At 40.3% G+C, this 17,646-nt stretch carries 16 protein-coding genes and 1 tRNA gene; 15 read left to right on the forward strand and 2 right to left on the reverse strand.

Translation table 11 applies throughout. The features are described 5' to 3' along the window. Nucleotides 1–36: 36 nt before the first annotated feature. Complete coding sequence (gene whiA, locus ACFX4I_RS02215) at nucleotides 37–990, forward strand: DNA-binding protein WhiA (protein ID WP_034309971.1); 954 nt, start codon at nucleotides 37–39, stop codon at nucleotides 988–990. A gap of 20 nt (nucleotides 991–1,010) precedes the next feature. Beyond that, nucleotides 1,011–1,268, forward strand: a complete 258-nt coding sequence (locus ACFX4I_RS02220) for an HPr family phosphocarrier protein (protein ID WP_048688029.1) — start codon at nucleotides 1,011–1,013, stop codon at nucleotides 1,266–1,268. Between the two features lie 97 nt (nucleotides 1,269–1,365). Here the strand turns inward: ACFX4I_RS02220 and clpP are convergent, their stop codons facing one another. Next, nucleotides 1,366–1,974: an ATP-dependent Clp endopeptidase proteolytic subunit ClpP gene (gene clpP / locus ACFX4I_RS02225; protein WP_230303613.1), complete on the reverse strand. Its 609-nt coding sequence runs from the start codon at nucleotides 1,972–1,974 to the stop codon at nucleotides 1,366–1,368. A 289-nt stretch (nucleotides 1,975–2,263) separates the two neighbouring features. Here clpP and ACFX4I_RS02230 point away from each other — a divergent pair. The 13 genes from ACFX4I_RS02230 (at nucleotide 2,264) to ACFX4I_RS02290 (ending at nucleotide 16,697) form a co-directional block, all read left to right on the forward strand. Next, a tRNA-Arg gene (locus ACFX4I_RS02230) sits at nucleotides 2,264–2,335 on the forward strand. A gap of 317 nt (nucleotides 2,336–2,652) precedes the next feature. After that, complete coding sequence (gene rpoN / locus ACFX4I_RS02235; RefSeq protein WP_309519658.1) at nucleotides 2,653–3,990, forward strand: RNA polymerase factor sigma-54; 1,338 nt, start codon at nucleotides 2,653–2,655, stop codon at nucleotides 3,988–3,990. A gap of 14 nt (nucleotides 3,991–4,004) precedes the next feature. Next, a complete protein-coding gene (locus ACFX4I_RS02240) occupies nucleotides 4,005–4,247 on the forward strand; it encodes a glutaredoxin family protein (RefSeq protein ID WP_286201338.1) in 243 nt (80 codons plus the stop codon). 139 nt (nucleotides 4,248–4,386) lie between these two features. Beyond that, nucleotides 4,387–5,421: a sugar-binding transcriptional regulator gene (locus tag ACFX4I_RS02245; RefSeq protein ID WP_098371545.1), complete on the forward strand. Its 1,035-nt coding sequence runs from the start codon at nucleotides 4,387–4,389 to the stop codon at nucleotides 5,419–5,421. A gap of 32 nt (nucleotides 5,422–5,453) precedes the next feature. Continuing rightward, entirely contained in the window at nucleotides 5,454–6,461 is a 1,008-nt protein-coding gene (gene gap, locus ACFX4I_RS02250) for a type I glyceraldehyde-3-phosphate dehydrogenase (protein ID WP_076368241.1), read from the forward strand. Nucleotides 6,462–6,708: 247 nt separating this feature from the next. Next, the gene (locus ACFX4I_RS02255; protein WP_230303611.1) at nucleotides 6,709–7,893 is read left to right on the forward strand and encodes a phosphoglycerate kinase; all 1,185 of its coding nucleotides are present in this window, start codon (nucleotides 6,709–6,711) and stop codon (nucleotides 7,891–7,893) included. A 46-nt stretch (nucleotides 7,894–7,939) separates the two neighbouring features. Continuing rightward, nucleotides 7,940–8,701: a triose-phosphate isomerase gene (tpiA, locus tag ACFX4I_RS02260; protein WP_230303610.1), complete on the forward strand. Its 762-nt coding sequence runs from the start codon at nucleotides 7,940–7,942 to the stop codon at nucleotides 8,699–8,701. Continuing rightward, a complete protein-coding gene (gpmI, locus tag ACFX4I_RS02265; RefSeq protein ID WP_377418874.1) occupies nucleotides 8,694–10,229 on the forward strand; it encodes a 2,3-bisphosphoglycerate-independent phosphoglycerate mutase in 1,536 nt (511 codons plus the stop codon). Before tpiA ends, gpmI begins: the two co-directional genes overlap by 8 nt. 30 nt (nucleotides 10,230–10,259) lie before the next feature. Beyond that, nucleotides 10,260–11,555: a phosphopyruvate hydratase gene (eno, locus tag ACFX4I_RS02270; protein ID WP_098371542.1), complete on the forward strand. Its 1,296-nt coding sequence runs from the start codon at nucleotides 10,260–10,262 to the stop codon at nucleotides 11,553–11,555. A 155-nt stretch (nucleotides 11,556–11,710) separates the two neighbouring features. Further along, the gene (locus ACFX4I_RS02275) at nucleotides 11,711–12,616 is read left to right on the forward strand and encodes a tyrosine-type recombinase/integrase (RefSeq protein WP_377418876.1); all 906 of its coding nucleotides are present in this window, start codon (nucleotides 11,711–11,713) and stop codon (nucleotides 12,614–12,616) included. Nucleotides 12,617–13,224: 608 nt separating this feature from the next. Further along, nucleotides 13,225–13,797, forward strand: a complete 573-nt coding sequence (locus ACFX4I_RS02280; RefSeq protein WP_377418879.1) for a GIY-YIG nuclease family protein — start codon at nucleotides 13,225–13,227, stop codon at nucleotides 13,795–13,797. Nucleotides 13,798–14,209: 412 nt separating this feature from the next. Continuing rightward, a complete protein-coding gene (locus ACFX4I_RS02285; RefSeq protein WP_377418882.1) occupies nucleotides 14,210–15,436 on the forward strand; it encodes a hypothetical protein in 1,227 nt (408 codons plus the stop codon). A gap of 442 nt (nucleotides 15,437–15,878) precedes the next feature. Then, entirely contained in the window at nucleotides 15,879–16,697 is an 819-nt protein-coding gene (locus ACFX4I_RS02290; protein WP_377418885.1) for a cupin domain-containing protein, read from the forward strand. Nucleotides 16,698–17,231: 534 nt separating this feature from the next. Here ACFX4I_RS02290 and ACFX4I_RS02295 read toward each other — a convergent pair. After that, nucleotides 17,232–17,636 (reverse strand): hypothetical protein, encoded by a 405-nt coding sequence (locus ACFX4I_RS02295; RefSeq protein ID WP_377418888.1) that lies wholly within the window; start codon nucleotides 17,634–17,636, stop codon nucleotides 17,232–17,234. Nucleotides 17,637–17,646: the final 10 nt, after the last annotated feature.

Raw genomic sequence — 17,646 nt, forward strand, 5'->3', positions numbered from 1 at the left:
AAATAGATTACCTGCGTTCGATTGGGGGTGAAATGGATGTCTTTTGCTTCAGAAACGAAAAAAGAGCTTACTACATTAGAGGGAAAGGATTGCTGCGGTAAAGCGGAATTGTGTGCGCTTATCCGGATGAACGGATCCCTTTCATTTTCTAATCGGAAGCTTGTTGTGGATATTCAAACTGAGAATGCTGCGATTGCCAGAAGGATTTATACGCTGTTGAAAAAAAGTTATGAGGTCCAGGTCGAGCTGTTGGTCCGTAAAAAGATGAAGCTTAAAAAGAATAATGTATATATTGTCAGGATGTCGTCCGGAGGGCAGCGAGTTTTAACCGATTTGGAAATTTTAGGCGACGGCTTTGAAATTCTCCATGATATATCCGATACAATTGTTGGGAAGAAATGCTGTAAGCGTTCTTACCTAAGAGGTGCATTTCTTGCGGGGGGTTCGGTAAATAATCCGGAAACGTCTTCCTATCACCTTGAGATTTTCTCACTTTATAAAGAGCACAATGATGCCCTTTGTGAGCTAATGAATAAGTTTGGCTTGAAGGCCAAGACGCTTGAACGCAAGAAAGGGTACATCATTTATTTGAAGGAAGCCGAAAAGATTGCCGAGTTTTTAAGTATAGTCGGCGCCCATTCAGCCTTATTAAGGTTCGAGGATGTACGGATTGTCCGAGATATGCGTAATTCAGTGAATCGGCTTGTGAATTGTGAAACAGCCAATTTGAATAAAACGATCGGGGCCTCATTGCGCCAGGTTGAAAATATCCATTATATCGAGGATACGGTAGGACTAAGCATTTTACCGGATAAGCTTCGGGAAATTGCGGAGCTTAGGATAGCGTTTCAGGATATAACCTTAAAGGAACTTGGGGAAATGGTATCCGGGGGAACCATCAGTAAGTCCGGGATTAATCACCGATTACGAAAGATTGATGAAATAGCTGACAGGCTCCGTGGGGGAGAGGCTATTGCTGCGAAAAAATAAAGCTAACAGGGGAGATCAAGATGGTGGAAAAACAAGTTGAGGTAAAATTGAAGACGGGTTTGCAAGCGCGGCCGGCGGCTCTTTTTGTACAAGAAGCTAACCGCTTTCATTCAGATGTTTTTCTTGAAAAAGAAGGAAAGAAAGTGAATGCAAAAAGTATAATGGGGTTAATGAGCCTTGCCATCAGTTCTGGCGTATCCGTGAAGTTAATCGTCGAAGGACGCGATGAAAAAGAAGCGTTAGAGGCATTGGAAGAGTTCGTTCAGCAAGAGGGTTAAAAGAAAAGGATGCCTAAAAGTGCATCCTTTTCTTTTATAATGTAAAAAAGGCTCCGGAAGTCGCTTGAGGCAATCTCCGGAGCCTTTTGTTGCATAATTATTTAGAGTCTTTTTTGTCATCAAGGATGCTGCGCGTGATGACTTTGTCAATCAAGCCATATTCAAGAGCTCTTTCGGAAGTCATGAAGTTATCACGTTCCGTATCTCTTTGAAGGACTTCAATAGGTTGACCTGTACGTTCTGCCAGGATTTGGTTCAGTTTATCTTTTAAGTGAAGGATACGGCGGGCAGCAATTTCAATTTCCGTAGCTTGACCTTGAGCTCCTCCAAGCGGTTGGTGAATCATGACTTCACTGTTTGGCAACGCAAAACGTTTGCCTTTTTCACCAGCAGCCAGTAGGAAAGCTCCCATGGAAGCGGCCATACCGATGCATACTGTGGATACATTAGGTTTGATATATTGCATAGTATCGTAAATGGCCATACCGGAAGTGATGCTTCCGCCAGGGCTGTTGATGTATAGAGTGATATCCTTTTCAGGATTTTCCGCTTCTAAAAATAGTAATTGAGCAACAATGGAGTTGGAAACATTATCGTCAATTGCACTTCCTAGCATAATGATCCGGTCTTTTAATAAACGGGAGTAAATATCGTAGGCACGCTCCCCACGACTTGTTTGTTCGATAACTGTAGGAATTAAATTCATGTTCATTTCCTCCTTCGATTAAGAGAATCATTTAAATTCTTTATGTATGTATGATACACTTTTTGGTCAATTTAGGTCAAACAAAACAAACCCTATATTGGATAATTTGTTCGACAATTTTCTGGCCAAGGCTCCTTCCCGATAGATTACTTTATATATTATGCCGCACAGGGATGAATTTCCACATTACCCATAATACCCAAAAGACAAAGTTTTAAACCTGATAACCCTTGCAAAGAAGGGGATTCTATCATATAATGAAGTCTGTTGAAAAAATATTTTCTATTACGCCCTCGTAGTGCAACGGATAGAACGCAAGCCTCCGAAGCTTGAAATGCAGGTTCGATTCCTGCCGAGGGCATTACCAATCTTCTGCTTAATAAAGTGGGGGATTTTTTATTGGGCATTTTTAAGCGGTTTCCTAAGATTTTTGGTGAATTTACTCGTTTTCCGTAATATTCCATCGAATCCTGTGATGTCATTCCTGTCTTGAAAATATTCGCCAACACTTTTGAAAAATGGCGATTTTTCAATAAAAGTAGTTGTTAAATTTGCATTTCTAACATATAGTATTTAAAACAAATAAACTATTCAGAAAAAAATCGTAAGCGTTTTCATGGGTTTTTGTGTAGAATTTTCTCCTGATAATGTAAAATGGAGTGGGGGAGGGATGAATCGATGAGTATGAATATGAAAGCAGGACTTTTTCAACAGCAAACATTAAAGATGGCAATGACCCAGGAGCTTATGCAAGCTATTACATTGCTGCAATACTCCTCGCAGGAGCTATCGGCTTTTTTAGAAAATAAAACGGTGGAGAATCCATTACTGTCCATAGATCAGCCAACATCTTCTTTATTTCAGCCAACTTTTGACCGGAAAAAGGGTAAACGGACTCTTAAAAATACGTATGATGCCAACTATTGGATTGAACAGATCAGTGAAGATACTTTATCGCTTGAACAGCATATCATGTCCCAGGTGAATCACCAGCAGTTTTCAGGTGAGCAGCAGAAGGCAATGCTGCTTTTAATTCATAACCTTGATGAAAACGGTTACTTAAGGACTCAGCTGGATGATATATGCGTCCCAGGCATATCTCCGGCCGTTTTGGAAGAGAGTCTCTCGATTTTACAGGAACTTGAGCCGCATGGCATTGGAGCGAGAAACCTTCAAGAATGCCTTTTGCTTCAGGTGAGAGCAGAAGGGGAGAACCTGCTGGCAGAATCGATCATAGAAAATCATTTCCTCGATTTTGCTGAAAAGCGCTGGAAAGACCTAAGTAAGAAAATCGGTGTTACAATGAAGGAGATTCAAGAAGTCTTTGATTATGTCCAGACGTTGAATCCGCGTCCGGCTTCACTTTTTTTTCAGGAAAAGCCTTCTTATATAGTGCCGGATGTGGTCGTGGAAGTTCGGGATGGCATGCTGCTTGTCGGGAATTATGATGGTAACACACCCAACCTTAATGTGGATAAAGGGTATTTAAACCGAATGAAGAGCCATAAGGATCAGGGAGTTCAACGGTTTATCCAGGATAAGTGGCAGGAATACCAATGGATCTCCAGAGGGATCCAACAAAGAAAAGAAACTATATTGAAGGTCATTCAGTGCATCGTCGAAAAACAGCCGGCGTGCTTTCATCATGGCCTGAACTATTTGAAGCCGATGACGATGAAAGAAATAGCCGACGAACTTGGTATACATGAGTCCACAGTAAGCCGGGCGGTTAAAGGGAAATACGTGCAGACACCATTTGGCACGATAGAGATGCGGATATTTTTCACTACTTCTTTACAGTCAGTCGGCCTTGATGAGGATATGTCGGGCATGCAAGCAAAAAAGAGCCTGCAGGCAGCCATCAATGGGGAAAATAAACAAAAGCCGCTTTCGGATCAAGACCTGGTAGAACGGTTGAAAGAGGAGCATGGAATTATCCTGGCACGCCGAACTGTTGCCAAATACCGGGAACAATTAGGGATCCCTTCTTCATCAAAACGAAAAAGATATGATTGAAAAGGATGAGTGGTTTGGAATCAAATGCGTTTGTTTTATATAGTAGGGATAAATGCCCGTTATGTGATAAAGCCAAGCAGGTACTTGAAGAAGTGAAAGCGGAGTCGGGCATAGGCTATAAGGAAATCGATATCCATACCGATGATGATTTGCTAGAGAAATTCGGGCTGATGATTCCTGTCGTAGAATGGAAAGATGATATCGTTCAATTCGGAAATGTTGATAAATCAGCTCTAAATAGGCTTTTGGAAAAATAATTTTTCAAATCATTTGAAGAAACATTCCGTTCCTGCTAGAATAAAATATGTAGCAGGAATATTTTTTTGTTTTAAGTGGGACAGAAAATGACTACGCGGGACATTAAATGCCCAACTTAACTTTTTAGGAGTTTTAAATATGCGTACATTACTCGAGGTACAAAGAAAATTATTACCAGATTTCCTTCTGGTTATGCAAAAAAGATATGATATCCTGCGTTATATCAAAATGATGCAGCCGGTTGGAAGGCGCAGTCTGTCCGTGAGCCTTAATTTGACAGAACGGACGCTTAGAGGCGAGGTTGATTTTCTGAAAAGTCAGAACCTGGTTAACATATTCAGCTCTGGCATGACGCTGACTGATGAAGGGATTGAAATCCTGGATAAGTTAGAAGGAATAATGCGTGAAGTAATGGGTATAGACATAATGGAACGGCAATTGCAGGATTTGTTACAAGTGGATGAGGTCATTATTGTCTCAGGAAATTGTGATGAGACCCCATGGGTGAAAAAAGAATTGGGTAAAGCTTGTGCAAACCGTATGAAACGGGAATGGAACTCAAAGAATATCATTGCGGTTACTGGCGGATCGACAATGGCCGAAGTGGCTAATTCGTTGTCACCTGATGAAGCGTCGAAGAAATTGATATTTGTCCCTGCCCGCGGGGGAATTGGTGAAGCAGTGCAGAATCAGGCCAATACGATTGTCGAAAAAATGGCACAGAAGGCACAGGCCTCATACAGAGTGTTATATGTACCCGATCAATTAAGCGGTGAGGTTTATGCTTCGTTTCAGAAGGAACCTGCAATTAAAGAAGTGATTTCCCAAATTAAATCTGCCGATATGATCATTCATGGAATCGGTGATGCCATGGCGATGGCAGAGAGAAGAAATTCTTCGCCAGAAATGTTAAAGAAGCTGTTAGATGGAAATGCTGTAGGAGAGGCATTCGGTTATTATTACGATGAAAACGGCAAAGTTGTTCATAAAGTTTTGACAGTCGGCATCCAGTTAGATGACCTTAGCCCTGAAAAGCGAGTGATAACTGTGGCAGGTGGCAAAACTAAAGCAAAGGCTATCCGTTCCTACATGAAAGGCGCACCTTCATCAACCGTTTTGATCACGGATGAAGCGGCGGCACAAGAGTTAATTCAGGGGAATTACACCCCTTAATATATTTGCGAACTTAAAAGGAGGAATTTTTCATGGCAGTAAAAGTTGGTATTAATGGTTTTGGACGTATTGGACGTAATGTATTTCGTGCAGCATTGAGTAATCCTGGGGTAGAGATTGTTGCTATTAACGACTTAACGGATGCTAATATGTTAGCGCACCTTCTTCAATACGATACAATTCATGGATCTCTTAATGAAAAAGTAACAGTTGATGGGGATTACCTTGTTGTTGATGGTCACAAAGTAAAAGTATTGGCTGAACGTGATCCTGCACAATTAGCATGGGGTGAATTAGGAGTAGAAGTAGTTGTAGAATCTACAGGACGTTTCACAAAACGTGCGGATGCAGCTAAGCATTTAGAAGCTGGCGCGAAAAAAGTAATCATCTCTGCTCCTGCATCTGATGAAGATATCACGATTGTCATGGGTGTAAATGAAGACAAATATGATGCAGCAAACCACCATGTAATCTCTAATGCTTCTTGTACAACGAACTGCTTGGCTCCATTTGCTAAAGTGCTTCATGAACAATTCGGAATCAAACGCGGTATGATGACTACTGTTCACTCTTATACAAATGATCAGCAAATCCTTGATTTGCCTCATAAAGATTACCGCCGTGCACGTGCAGCTGCCGAGAATATCATTCCTACAACAACTGGGGCAGCAAAAGCTGTTGCACTTGTCCTTCCTGAACTTAAAGGGAAATTGAATGGTATGGCAATGCGCGTACCTACTCCAAACGTGTCTGTTGTCGACCTTGTTGCAGAGCTTGAAAAAGACACAACAGTTGAAGAAGTTAACGCAGCATTCAAAAAGGCTTCTGAAGGCGAATTAAAAGGAATTCTTGAGTACAGCGAACTTCCGTTAGTATCAACTGACTATAACGGTAACCCATCGTCATCTACAATTGATGCCCTTTCCACAATGGTAATGGAAGGAAACATGGTTAAAGTATTATCTTGGTATGATAATGAAACAGGATATTCTAGCCGTGTTGTTGATTTGATCGATTATTTGGCTAAAAAAGGATTGTAATTAGAATAATAAAAAAACCTCACCAAGGTGAGGTTTTTTTTATCACACCTCTAAAAAAACTTGGCAGAAGATGATATTATTAGTAAGTCATTAATCAGTCAAGCGTTTACATTTCTTGTTTTTGGATAATTTCCTGGAAACCGACTATAATGAAAAAGAGAAAAGGGGAGTTGGGAAATTTACCCTCTCCCTTTTTGGCTAAAAGAATCAAAAATATGATAACAATATCTAAGGAGGTTCTTGGATTATGAATAAAAAGTCGATTAAAGATATGGAATTAAAGGGGAAACGCGTATTTTGCCGTGTTGATTTCAATGTGCCGATGCAGGACGGAAAGATTTCGGACGATACTAGAATCAAAGCAGCACTGCCGACGATTTCTTATCTGACAGATCAGGGAGCTAAAGTCATCTTAGCCAGCCACCTTGGCCGTCCTAAAGGACAAGTCGTTGAAGAATTGCGTCTAGCACCTGTTGCAAAAAGACTAAGCGAACTTAGTGGCAAAGACGTGCAAAAGGCAGAAGAAGCTTACGGAGAGACCGTGCAATCAATGATTGATAACATGCAAAATGGCGAGATCCTGTTGTTGGAAAACGTTCGTTTCTATCCAGGAGAAGAGAAGAACGATCAAGAATTGGCGAAGTCATTTGCTGCACTGGCTGATGTTTATGTTAACGATGCATTTGGAGCTGCGCATCGTGCACATGCTTCAACTGAAGGAATAGCACACCATCTCCCAGCTGTTGCCGGATTGCTGATGGAAAAAGAGCTTTCTGTACTAGGAAAAGCCCTATCGAACCCGGAACGTCCTTTTACAGCTATAATTGGCGGAGCAAAAGTAAAGGATAAGATAGGCGTTATCGAAAACCTTTTGGAAAAAGTCGATCACTTGATCATTGGTGGTGGTCTGGGTTATACATTCATTAAAGCGCAAGGTCATGAAATCGGTAATTCTTTATTGGAAGAAGACAAAATAGAATTGGCCAAATCTTTCATCGAAAGTGCAAAAGAAAAAGGCGTAAAGCTCCATTTACCTATCGATGCAGTCGTATCGGCTGAATTTTCACCTGATGCAGAGGCAGAGAATGTCGACATCGATGCTATTCCAAATGATAAAATGGCTCTTGATATCGGTCCAAAAACAAGTGATTTATTTGCGGATGTAATCAAAAGTTCTAAGCTAGTGATTTGGAATGGACCAATGGGTGTATTCGAGTTCGATAAATTTGCGAATGGAACGAGAACGGTTGCTAGAGCATTGGCGGAAGCAAAAGATACGTACAGCATTGTAGGCGGAGGGGATTCAGCCGCAGCTGCAGAAAAGTTTGGCTTGGCAGAAAAGATGTCCCATATTTCAACTGGCGGCGGTGCATCTCTTGAGTTCATGGAAGGCAAAGAGTTGCCTGGCGTTGTGGCCTTGAACGATAAATAAGATCAATCCGTTACATATTTCAACTTTAGAAGGGATGAGAAACCAAATGCGTAAACCGATTATTGCAGGAAACTGGAAAATGAATAAAACACTATCTGAAGCGACTGCCTTTTTAGAAGAAGTGAGCAATTTGATTCCGAAGCAAGATGTAATCGATACGGTTGTATGTGCTCCAGCTTTATTTTTGGATCAGCTGGTTCAAGCAGCAAAAGGAACCGATGTGAAAATCGGGGCGCAGAACATGCACTTTGAAGAAAGCGGTGCTTTCACAGGAGAAATCAGCCCAATCGCATTGGCTGATCTTGGTGTATCCTACGTCATACTTGGTCATTCTGAGCGCCGGGAAATGTTCAATGAAACGGATGAAGCCGTTAATAAAAAAGCTCATGCCGCTTTTGCCCGCCAGTTGACCCCGATCGTTTGCTGCGGTGAAACACTTGAGCAAAGGGAAGCTGGCGAAACGAATGATTTCGTAGGCAGCCAGATTGAAAAAGGCTTGGCAGGATTATCTGAGGATCAATTGAAACAAGCCGTTATTGCTTATGAGCCGATTTGGGCGATTGGAACAGGAAAATCGTCATCTGCTCAAGATGCAAATGAAGTTTGTGCACATATCCGCTCAGTTGTTGCCGACAAATTTTCAAATGAAGCAGCTGCAGCCATCCGCATACAGTACGGTGGCAGTGTAAAACCTGAGAATATTAAAGAGTACATGGCACAACCTGATATAGACGGTGCATTGGTTGGCGGTGCAAGCCTGAAATCCGATTCATTTTTACAATTGCTGGAGGCTGGTCACTATGAGTAAGTCGCCTGTGGCACTTATCATCTTAGACGGTTTTGGCTGCCGTAACGAAGAAAAGGGAAATGCTGTTTTTCATGCGAAAAAACCGAACTTTGACCGTTACTGGGAACAGTATCCGCATTCCCATTTAACTGCAAGCGGGGAAGCGGTCGGCTTGCCTGCCGGTCAAATGGGGAACTCGGAAGTGGGGCATTTGAATATCGGGGCAGGGCGGATCGTTTATCAAAGTCTGACCCGTGTGAACCTGGCTATCCGTGAAGGCGAGTTTGCACAAAATCCAACTTTGGTCGATGCCATGAGCCATACCAAGGAAAAAGGCACGGACCTGCATCTTTTCGGTCTTCTTTCAGATGGCGGCGTGCACAGTCATATTGAACATATGTATGCCCTGCTGAAATTGGCAGCAAAAGAAGGAGTTAAAAATGTATATGTACATGCATTTTTAGATGGCCGTGATGTCGGACCGAAAACGGCGCAAGGTTATATTAAGGAAGCGGAAGCGAAAATGAAGGAAATCGGTGTTGGTCAGTTTGCGACCATATCCGGAAGATATTATTCGATGGACCGTGATAAGCGCTGGGAACGTGTGGAGAAATCCTACCGTTCGATGGTGTATGGTGATGGCCCTGCTTACTCTTCGGCGATGGAATGTGTCGAGGATTCCTACGAACATGGTATTTTTGACGAGTTCGTGATACCTTCAGTCATAACGGCGGAAGACGGTAAACCGGTGGCAACGATTAAAGATGATGATGCCGTAATCTTTTATAACTTCCGTCCAGACCGGGCGATCCAGATTTCCAATACGTTCACGAATGAGGATTTTCGCTCATTTGACCGCGGTCCTGGACATCCGAAGCATCTCCACTTTGTCTGCTTGACACATTTTTCAGAAACAGTTGACGGATATGTTGCATTTAATCCGACAAATCTTGATAATACATTAGGGGAAGTACTTTCCCAAAACCAGCTTACCCAGCTTCGTATCGCTGAAACTGAAAAATATCCGCATGTGACGTTTTTCATGAGCGGCGGACGTGAAGAGAAGTTTCCTGGTGAAGAGAGGATTTTAATTAATTCTCCGAAAGTCGCAACATATGATTTACAGCCGGAAATGAGTGCTTATGAAGTGACGGATGCATTGGTGGAACAGATTGAGGCTGACCGCTTTGATGCCATTCTCTTGAATTTCGCCAACCCGGACATGGTTGGTCATTCAGGGATGCTTGAGCCTACCATTAAAGCGATTGAAACAGTGGATGAATGCCTAGGCAGGATTGTCGATTTAATCGTCTCTAAAGGCGGTACAGCAATCATTACCGCTGACCATGGGAATGCTGATGAAGTCGTAACGCTTGAAGGCAACCCCATGACAGCCCATACTACCAATCCCGTGCCTGTCATTATCACTAAAAATCAGGTAACATTAAGAACAGGTGGTATCTTAGGCGATTTAGCTCCAACGATGCTTGATTTGCTTGGAGTCGAAAAACCTGTTGAAATGACAGGGAAATCCCTATTATCTAAATAAAATTGTGAAGAGGAAAAGGAGAGATTTATAATGCCGTACATCGAACATGTATATGCACGCGAAGTGCTAGATTCCCGTGGTAATCCAACAATAGAAGTAGAAATCCAAACAGAGTCCGGATACTTTGGACGTGCAATCGTACCATCAGGTGCTTCAACAGGGGAACACGAAGCGGTTGAGCTTCGTGACGGAGATAAATCTCGTTACCTGGGTAAAGGGGTACAAAAAGCAGTCGATAATGTAAATGATATCATTGCTGAAGCTGTAATCGGTTTGGATGTAACGAACCAAGCAGGCCTTGACCTCACTATGATTGAATTGGATGGCACTGAAAACAAAGGAAACCTGGGAGCTAATGCAATCCTTGGCGTGTCAATGGCTGCTGCCCATGCCGCTGCGGAATTTTCAGGTTTACCTTTGTATCGTTACCTTGGAGGGTTCAATGCGAAACAACTTCCAACTCCAATGATGAACATCATTAACGGCGGATCACATGCCGATAACAATGTTGACTTCCAGGAATTCATGATCCTTCCTGTAGGCGCTCCTAGCTTCAAAGAAGCAGTTCGTATGGGTGCTGAAGTATTCCATGCATTGAAATCTGTCCTTTCTGCCAAAGGCTTGAATACGGCAGTCGGCGATGAAGGCGGCTTTGCGCCAAACCTTGGTTCAAACCGTGAAGCACTGCAAGTCATCATCGAGGCAATTGAAAAAGCTGGCTACAAAGCAGGCGAAGATATCTACCTTGGCATGGACGTAGCTTCATCTGAATTCTATAACAAAGAAACAGGCAAATATGATCTTGCAGGCGAAGGCCGCAATGGTGTTACATCCGAAGAGATGGTTGCTTTCTATGAAGAGCTAGTGAATGAGTTCCCTATTCTCTCCATCGAAGACGGCCTGGATGAAAATGACTGGGAAGGCCACAAACTTCTAACGGAACGCATCGGTTCTAAAGTTCAACTTGTTGGTGACGATCTTTTCGTAACGAACACGAAAAAATTGGCTGAAGGCATCGAAAAAGGCATCGGTAACTCCATCCTGATCAAAGTGAACCAAATTGGTACACTGACAGAAACGTTTGATGCAATCGAAATGGCTAAACGCGCAGGCTACACTGCAGTCGTTTCCCACCGTTCCGGTGAAACGGAAGATGCAACGATCGCTGATATTGCCGTTGCAACAAACGCAGGACAAATCAAAACTGGTTCAATGTCCCGTACAGACCGTATCGCTAAATACAACCAACTTCTTCGCATCGAAGATCAGCTTGGTGACTTGGCTGTATATGGCGGCTTGAAATCTTTCTATAACTTGAAGAAGTAATTATTTTCATGTTATAAGCGGTTGAACTTTGTCGTACAAGGCAAATTCAAGGGGCTTGAATTAAGTCATACAAAAACATGAACTTTGTCGTACAGTTTATTGCTTTTAACCTCCTATTTATATGTGGAAATCCGCATTAAATAGGAGGTTTTTTTATGTTTATTAAAGATTTGCTGAAGGAGTTTACATTTGACTTGCAGATTAAGAACTACTCTAAGAGGACGATTGAAACGTACAATTACAATGTCGGTCAATTGATTAATTTCTTGGAAACCCATCATGATATTTCAGATGTTGAGGATGTTTCCTCCTTGCACATTAAGAAGTTTATTCAGTATCAAAGTGAAATAGGGAACAAGTCCAACTACATTAATACAATAATTAAGTCTTTGAGGGCTTTTTATAGTTATTTAGTTAATGAGGAATACGTCAGTCTCAATGTATTAGCAAAGATAAAGTTGTTAAAAGAGGATAAGGTCGTTATCAAAACATTTACAGACAAGGAAGTAGCTAAGATGATTGGGGTATATGACTTTAAGAGTTACTTAAACGCACGCAACAAAGTCATTATTGCCATGTTCGTTGATACAGGTATAAGAATGACTGAGTTAATCAATATACAGTCTGGTTGGATTAATGAAACAAATATTAGAGTGTTTGGTAAAGGTTCAAAATGGCGTTATGTTCCGATTAGCTTGATGTTGAAGAAGTACATGATTAGATATGAGCGGATAAAAGAAGGCTATTTTAAAAATAAGAAATTAGATCATGGAAATTACTTCTTATCAAGGAGCGGAAGACCTTTGACAGGTGTGCAAATTCAGAATGTTGTTAGAAATGCAGGTGTCAAAGCAAATGTAAGAGAAGATATTAGATGTAGTCCGCACACGTTACGACACTACTCTATTCAATCTAACTTGAGGAATGGATTAGACTTATATAGTTGTTCAAGGATTGCGGGACACGAAAATATTCAAGTAACTAAGAGGTATTTGCAAGGGCTGGAAACAGAGAATATTCTAGAACTAGCATCAAAATCTAGTCCTTTGATGAATTTGTAATCGTATGTTTGTTGAAACTCCATTGCCTGTATCCTTTGGCAAAAAGGGTATATGTATTCCCCGAGGGCAACCGCATGGTTGCTCTCTTTATTTTATCCTGAAGAGGGGAAGAGACTTTGTTAATCATCATCTACAATGGTGGGCAGCAGGTTAATCCACAAAAAAACGTTTTATAATCTCCGATACGAAGCGAATATTTGCTACTCTACAACCAACCAAAACACCTACTTTCCAAGTATTTATAACATTAATCTCGAAGCACATATACCACACTATTGTTTTCCTTAAATACCATTTTTACTGTGACTCAACCCTTATCCATAAATTACCTAAAAAAAGTTCTTGGTGGACACTTTTACGAGATTCCCCTGATTTTTTCTGACGGTTCTTGCGAAAATGGGCAATTTGGGGTTTTGTATAATTGAATTATAGATATGAACTGACATGAAAGTATCGTGCTAAGTTTGAACAGTATCTAGACCAAAATAAGCAATCCAAAACAAATCCAATCCAATAAAAGAAAGCGGGGTGATGAAGTTGCTGAAAATCGTAGTGTCGGGCAATGATATATTGTCGAGAGTGAGGGCTTACACTAGCTTCAAGTATCATTGTTTAAAATCGAAATTGATTCGAGTAAATCGTTCAGAGTCAAATTTAATGAGTTAGGGAAGTATCAACAGAATTTAGTTCAGGAAAGCGGATTATACTTCTTTCATGTTAATAATAAGCTGAAATATGTAGGACAAAGTGAGAATTTGTGGAAAAGATTTAATTGTGGTTATTTAAAAAAGGATAGCAAACAGCACATCAATGCTAATCTTTTGAAACTGATTGAATCAAATCCTTCTTCTATAGAAGTGATATTCGTTCCTATGGATAAAGATCTGCTGAAGAAAAAGGAAACAATTATAATTCAGAGGTACATCCCCGAATTCAATGAAAGAGAAAATCCTAGAGAAGAAATCCATGCAATCCAAAGGGTGATAGGAAAAATTGTTGACGATTCAGATCGAGAATGGACGTTCAGTGATATGAGAAATCATCTATTCGATAGTTGGTGGAAACAAGTCTCATATGAACGCATTGATAAAGCCCTTGCCGATTTTAAGAACTTGACTAAACACTGCAAGCAATCTCAAAAGAAGAAGACGCTCAATCCCAAGAAAAAGAAAATAGCGTAAGCAAAAAAGAGGAGTGTATAAGTTGTCGCCCTCGGTGTTTTTCCGAGGGTGCAACTAGGCTAGGAGGAACGTAGCGTAGCGAGTGACGGGGCGGTCAAGCCCAATGCCCTTGAACCTGACCTAAAAAGTGAGTGCTGAGTTTTGATGCTCATTTTTTGAAGCATCGATATCTCGAATCATCAATAAAAACCGAATGAATCAAGGGCAAAAAAACTGTACCGAATCGGGGTACTAAGTACTTTATATTAAGAGGTCGATTCGGTACAGAAATTTATAGCATGAATCATCAATAAAATTAAGGGATATTTGAACATTAAGGCGTTCATTTTTCTAAGCAAAAAAAACTATAAGGGAGTTGATTCACATGGCTGCAAACAATAGCAAATCTTAGTCATGAGAAAAGGGTATTTAATTGAAACAAGTATTTACATTAGCGGAATTGGTTAAGAAGTATGGAAGCAAAGCTCAGAAGCAATCATTCAAGAATAAAGGTAATCTTACTGGGAAGGAATTTAGTATCCTCCTCAAATCAGTTGAGCAAGAGTGGGAATCATACACGGTTGAAGGTAGAGGGGCAAAGCGTATCATCACATGCAGTGGGAAACGCTCTAAAAAAGCTGACCGAGTTGATAAGCGTTCTAACAATGGTCAAGGGCAATTGATTGGCGAGTTTGAATTGAACTCACTTGTGGTAAACTATCTGATTCAGAATGATAATAAAGTAAGACCTATGAGTGCGACTAAATGGATTACAGAACTAGGTATCATTGATAGAAGGCTAACAGGTGCATTATATGGTGATAAAGGTATTTATCTGGAAAAACTACAAGAGCAGTTCAGTGAGGTGAACAAAGATTACAATAAGAACGATTTGGATATTGATATGTTAAATGAGTTCTTACAAATTTTCCTTAAACATATTAAATCCAGTCTTGTTTCTGTCTTCAACAAGTTGGCTAAAGCAAAAGTAATTATTCATCAGAAGGAAATATGGGGCTGTACAACAAAAAACAGACACAGAAGCCTAACAAGGCAAGAGATTAAGGCAATAGCTGAAATAAGACGTATTCTCCTCAATGCTCATGGACTTAAAGGAAGAGACTTATTCAAGAACAATATGAAAGAGGTTAAGGCTTTCAATAAGGAATTTGGTGAGCAATTAAGGAAACAGCTGAACTTGTTATTTTACTATGATGCTCACTTTTGTGTAATACAAGAAAGTGATTTAGGGGTGTTGGACTACCTCAATAGATTGCAAGAGAAAGGAGAACTGGACTTCACTTACAGGTTAACTGAGGAAAGTGCCTTTATCATGACTCAGGTTTACAAGGATTTACAAAGCAAGCATTCATTAGAACTTGCTAAAGGACGAGAAAAGAATACCGCTAATAAGTCTGATTCGGATAGGATTAAATGTATAAAGATTATGAAGCAATATGCTCCAATGTGGGAGTTGCTATTAAAGTATTTTAAATGCACCAGCTGTCTGATATCAAAACCAAAAGTAGAAGAAGCCGTCGCACCAAATAAAATTGAAATCGATGGAGTTGAATTTGAGATTTCTAGGGAATCAAAGAGAACTAATCCAATTGCAAAGTTCCAAGCTATTAGATGGATTGCTGAAATGAATACGGATTAAATAAGAATCACAGGCGGGTCTTTTAATTGAGGCTGGTCCCTTTTTGTATATTGGAGCGGATGATTGAACATGAGGTCGTAATCATCAAAAGATACACATGTTAATAAAACTCGTCTTTTATTGCTTTCTGACACAGAAAACAAGCCATAACAATATGCTTCTTTTGCTTTCTGAACTTCTAATAATTAATATTTGTTATGATACAAGTTACTTTCAGTTTCATTTTCCATACACTAACTTAGAGAGTCTAACCATCGTTAATGGTCTGAACTTGGCTGGTAATAATCCGTCTGCCCTTTTATTGTTGGACCAAGAATTAGGGCAAAGGAAAAACGGTGCAGTTGCAGGTACACCTGCTGCTGGTTAGACAAGGGGTTTTCTTCTGTGTCATTGCCATCTAGTGCATAGGATAATTTAATAAATCTGTGAAGGGGTTAAAAAAATGTACTATGCTCCTTGTATGTATCCATACCAATATCAAAATCCTTATTATGTTAATGTACCAATGAATAACTATGTAAGACAGCCCTATTATTGGAATACTAATGATGCTAACCATTTGGATTTTGTACAATCATTAAATAGAAGAAATAACATTGAGGTAAAAGATTATGGACCGAAACCATATGTAGTTAATATCAATGAGGCTACGAAACAAAACAATACCTATCGAACAGCTTTATGGACAGGAAATCATTTGCAAGTTACATTGATGAGTCTAAAAGTTGGTGAAGATATCGGTTTAGAAATTCACCCTAACGTTGACCAATTTTTACGTATTGAACAAGGTCAAGGGTTTGTTCAAATGGGCAAGAGAAAAGATAACTTAAACTTTGTAAGTAATGTTTATGATGATTCTGCCATCATGATACCTGCAGGAACGTGGCACAATGTAACCAATACAGGTAATATCCCGTTAAAACTTTACTCAATTTATGCTCCGCCTAACCATCCGTTTGGTACTGTTCATGTAACAAAAGCAGATGCAGTGGCTTCGGAAGAAGTTTACGGTCATGGCAATAGAAATACAGTTATTTCTGGCAAGACTCCAGATGAATGGATACAGTACACAGAATTTTTGGTAAAAGAAGGTTTAGAGGATGTTAAAAGAGGAATAAATGCTACACACATTCTTCAAGAATTTATTCTAATGGGAGTTCTTGTGGGGAAAGGATATTCTCCCGAAAAAGCATATGAAACAGTAGAAGAATGGGAGCGTACAGGAGAATCCAAACTTCTTCAGCAAAGCAAAAATATGTAGAATTAGAGTAAAAGTATCTAGTTACAAGAAAAACAAAAAAATTGTTAAGGGGTTTTTCAGATTGGTGAATCCCTTTTATTACTACATTAAAGACATAAAACAAAATGTTAAATCCACGATCGGGTGGTTGAGGTTAATAACAATGATAAAGAACTTGGAAGTTATCCAAGTTCTTTTTTGTGCTAGATACGAAGTGATTTGAAGTATTGAGAAATCCATACACACATGCACACAGACTCTCAGAATGGCTCGTGATGTCGTTTTAAATCTCTTAGTAACATGGGAGTTAGGATTGAATATGAGTCAATATGTAAGCCTGATGTGAAATTGATTTGTTTGTGTGATGGTGATACAGAACGATCCCTTGCCTCCCCTGCGCCTGCGTGGGGGGCATTATCTCTCTCTTATTATAATTAGTCTCTCTTATTACAGTACCACGAAGTGTCTTAGCCCAGACAATCTGTTCCGACCTGCAGGAATGAAGTGTCTCAGTGGAGACACTTCATTCCACGATGGTAGCGGAAGTTAATGGGTTTACTTACTCTTTTTGTTCATGATACTTAATGTACTGGTAGAAGGACTCTCGCACAAATGTCCGCTCCACCCAAAGGTACGAATGATTGATTCTAATGCCTTACCATCCGTTTGTAGCAGTTGATGAAGTATGGTATTGATATACAAGTGAGTGGGATATAAGTGTGGATCGATATCCACTTTAAAAGAGATGTACCTTAGCATATAAGTCATAAGGGCAATGATGTTGGATGGCTTATCTACAAAGCCTTTCGAGTTTACACCCGCTATGTCAGGGTCAACTTCTAAATCTCTTCCATTCCAATACTTTTCAAAGAATAGTTGAGTGGTAGCTTCAGATGAAGTAGCAAGCTTCATTGGTAAGTCGTAGTATACCTTAATGAATTTCGCCAGTTCCCCTGTCAACACTATCCAC

The sequence above is a fragment of the Peribacillus sp. YIM B13472 genome (assembly GCF_042788005.1).
Taxonomy (GTDB): Bacteria; Bacillota; Bacilli; order Bacillales; family DSM-1321; genus Peribacillus; species Peribacillus simplex_E.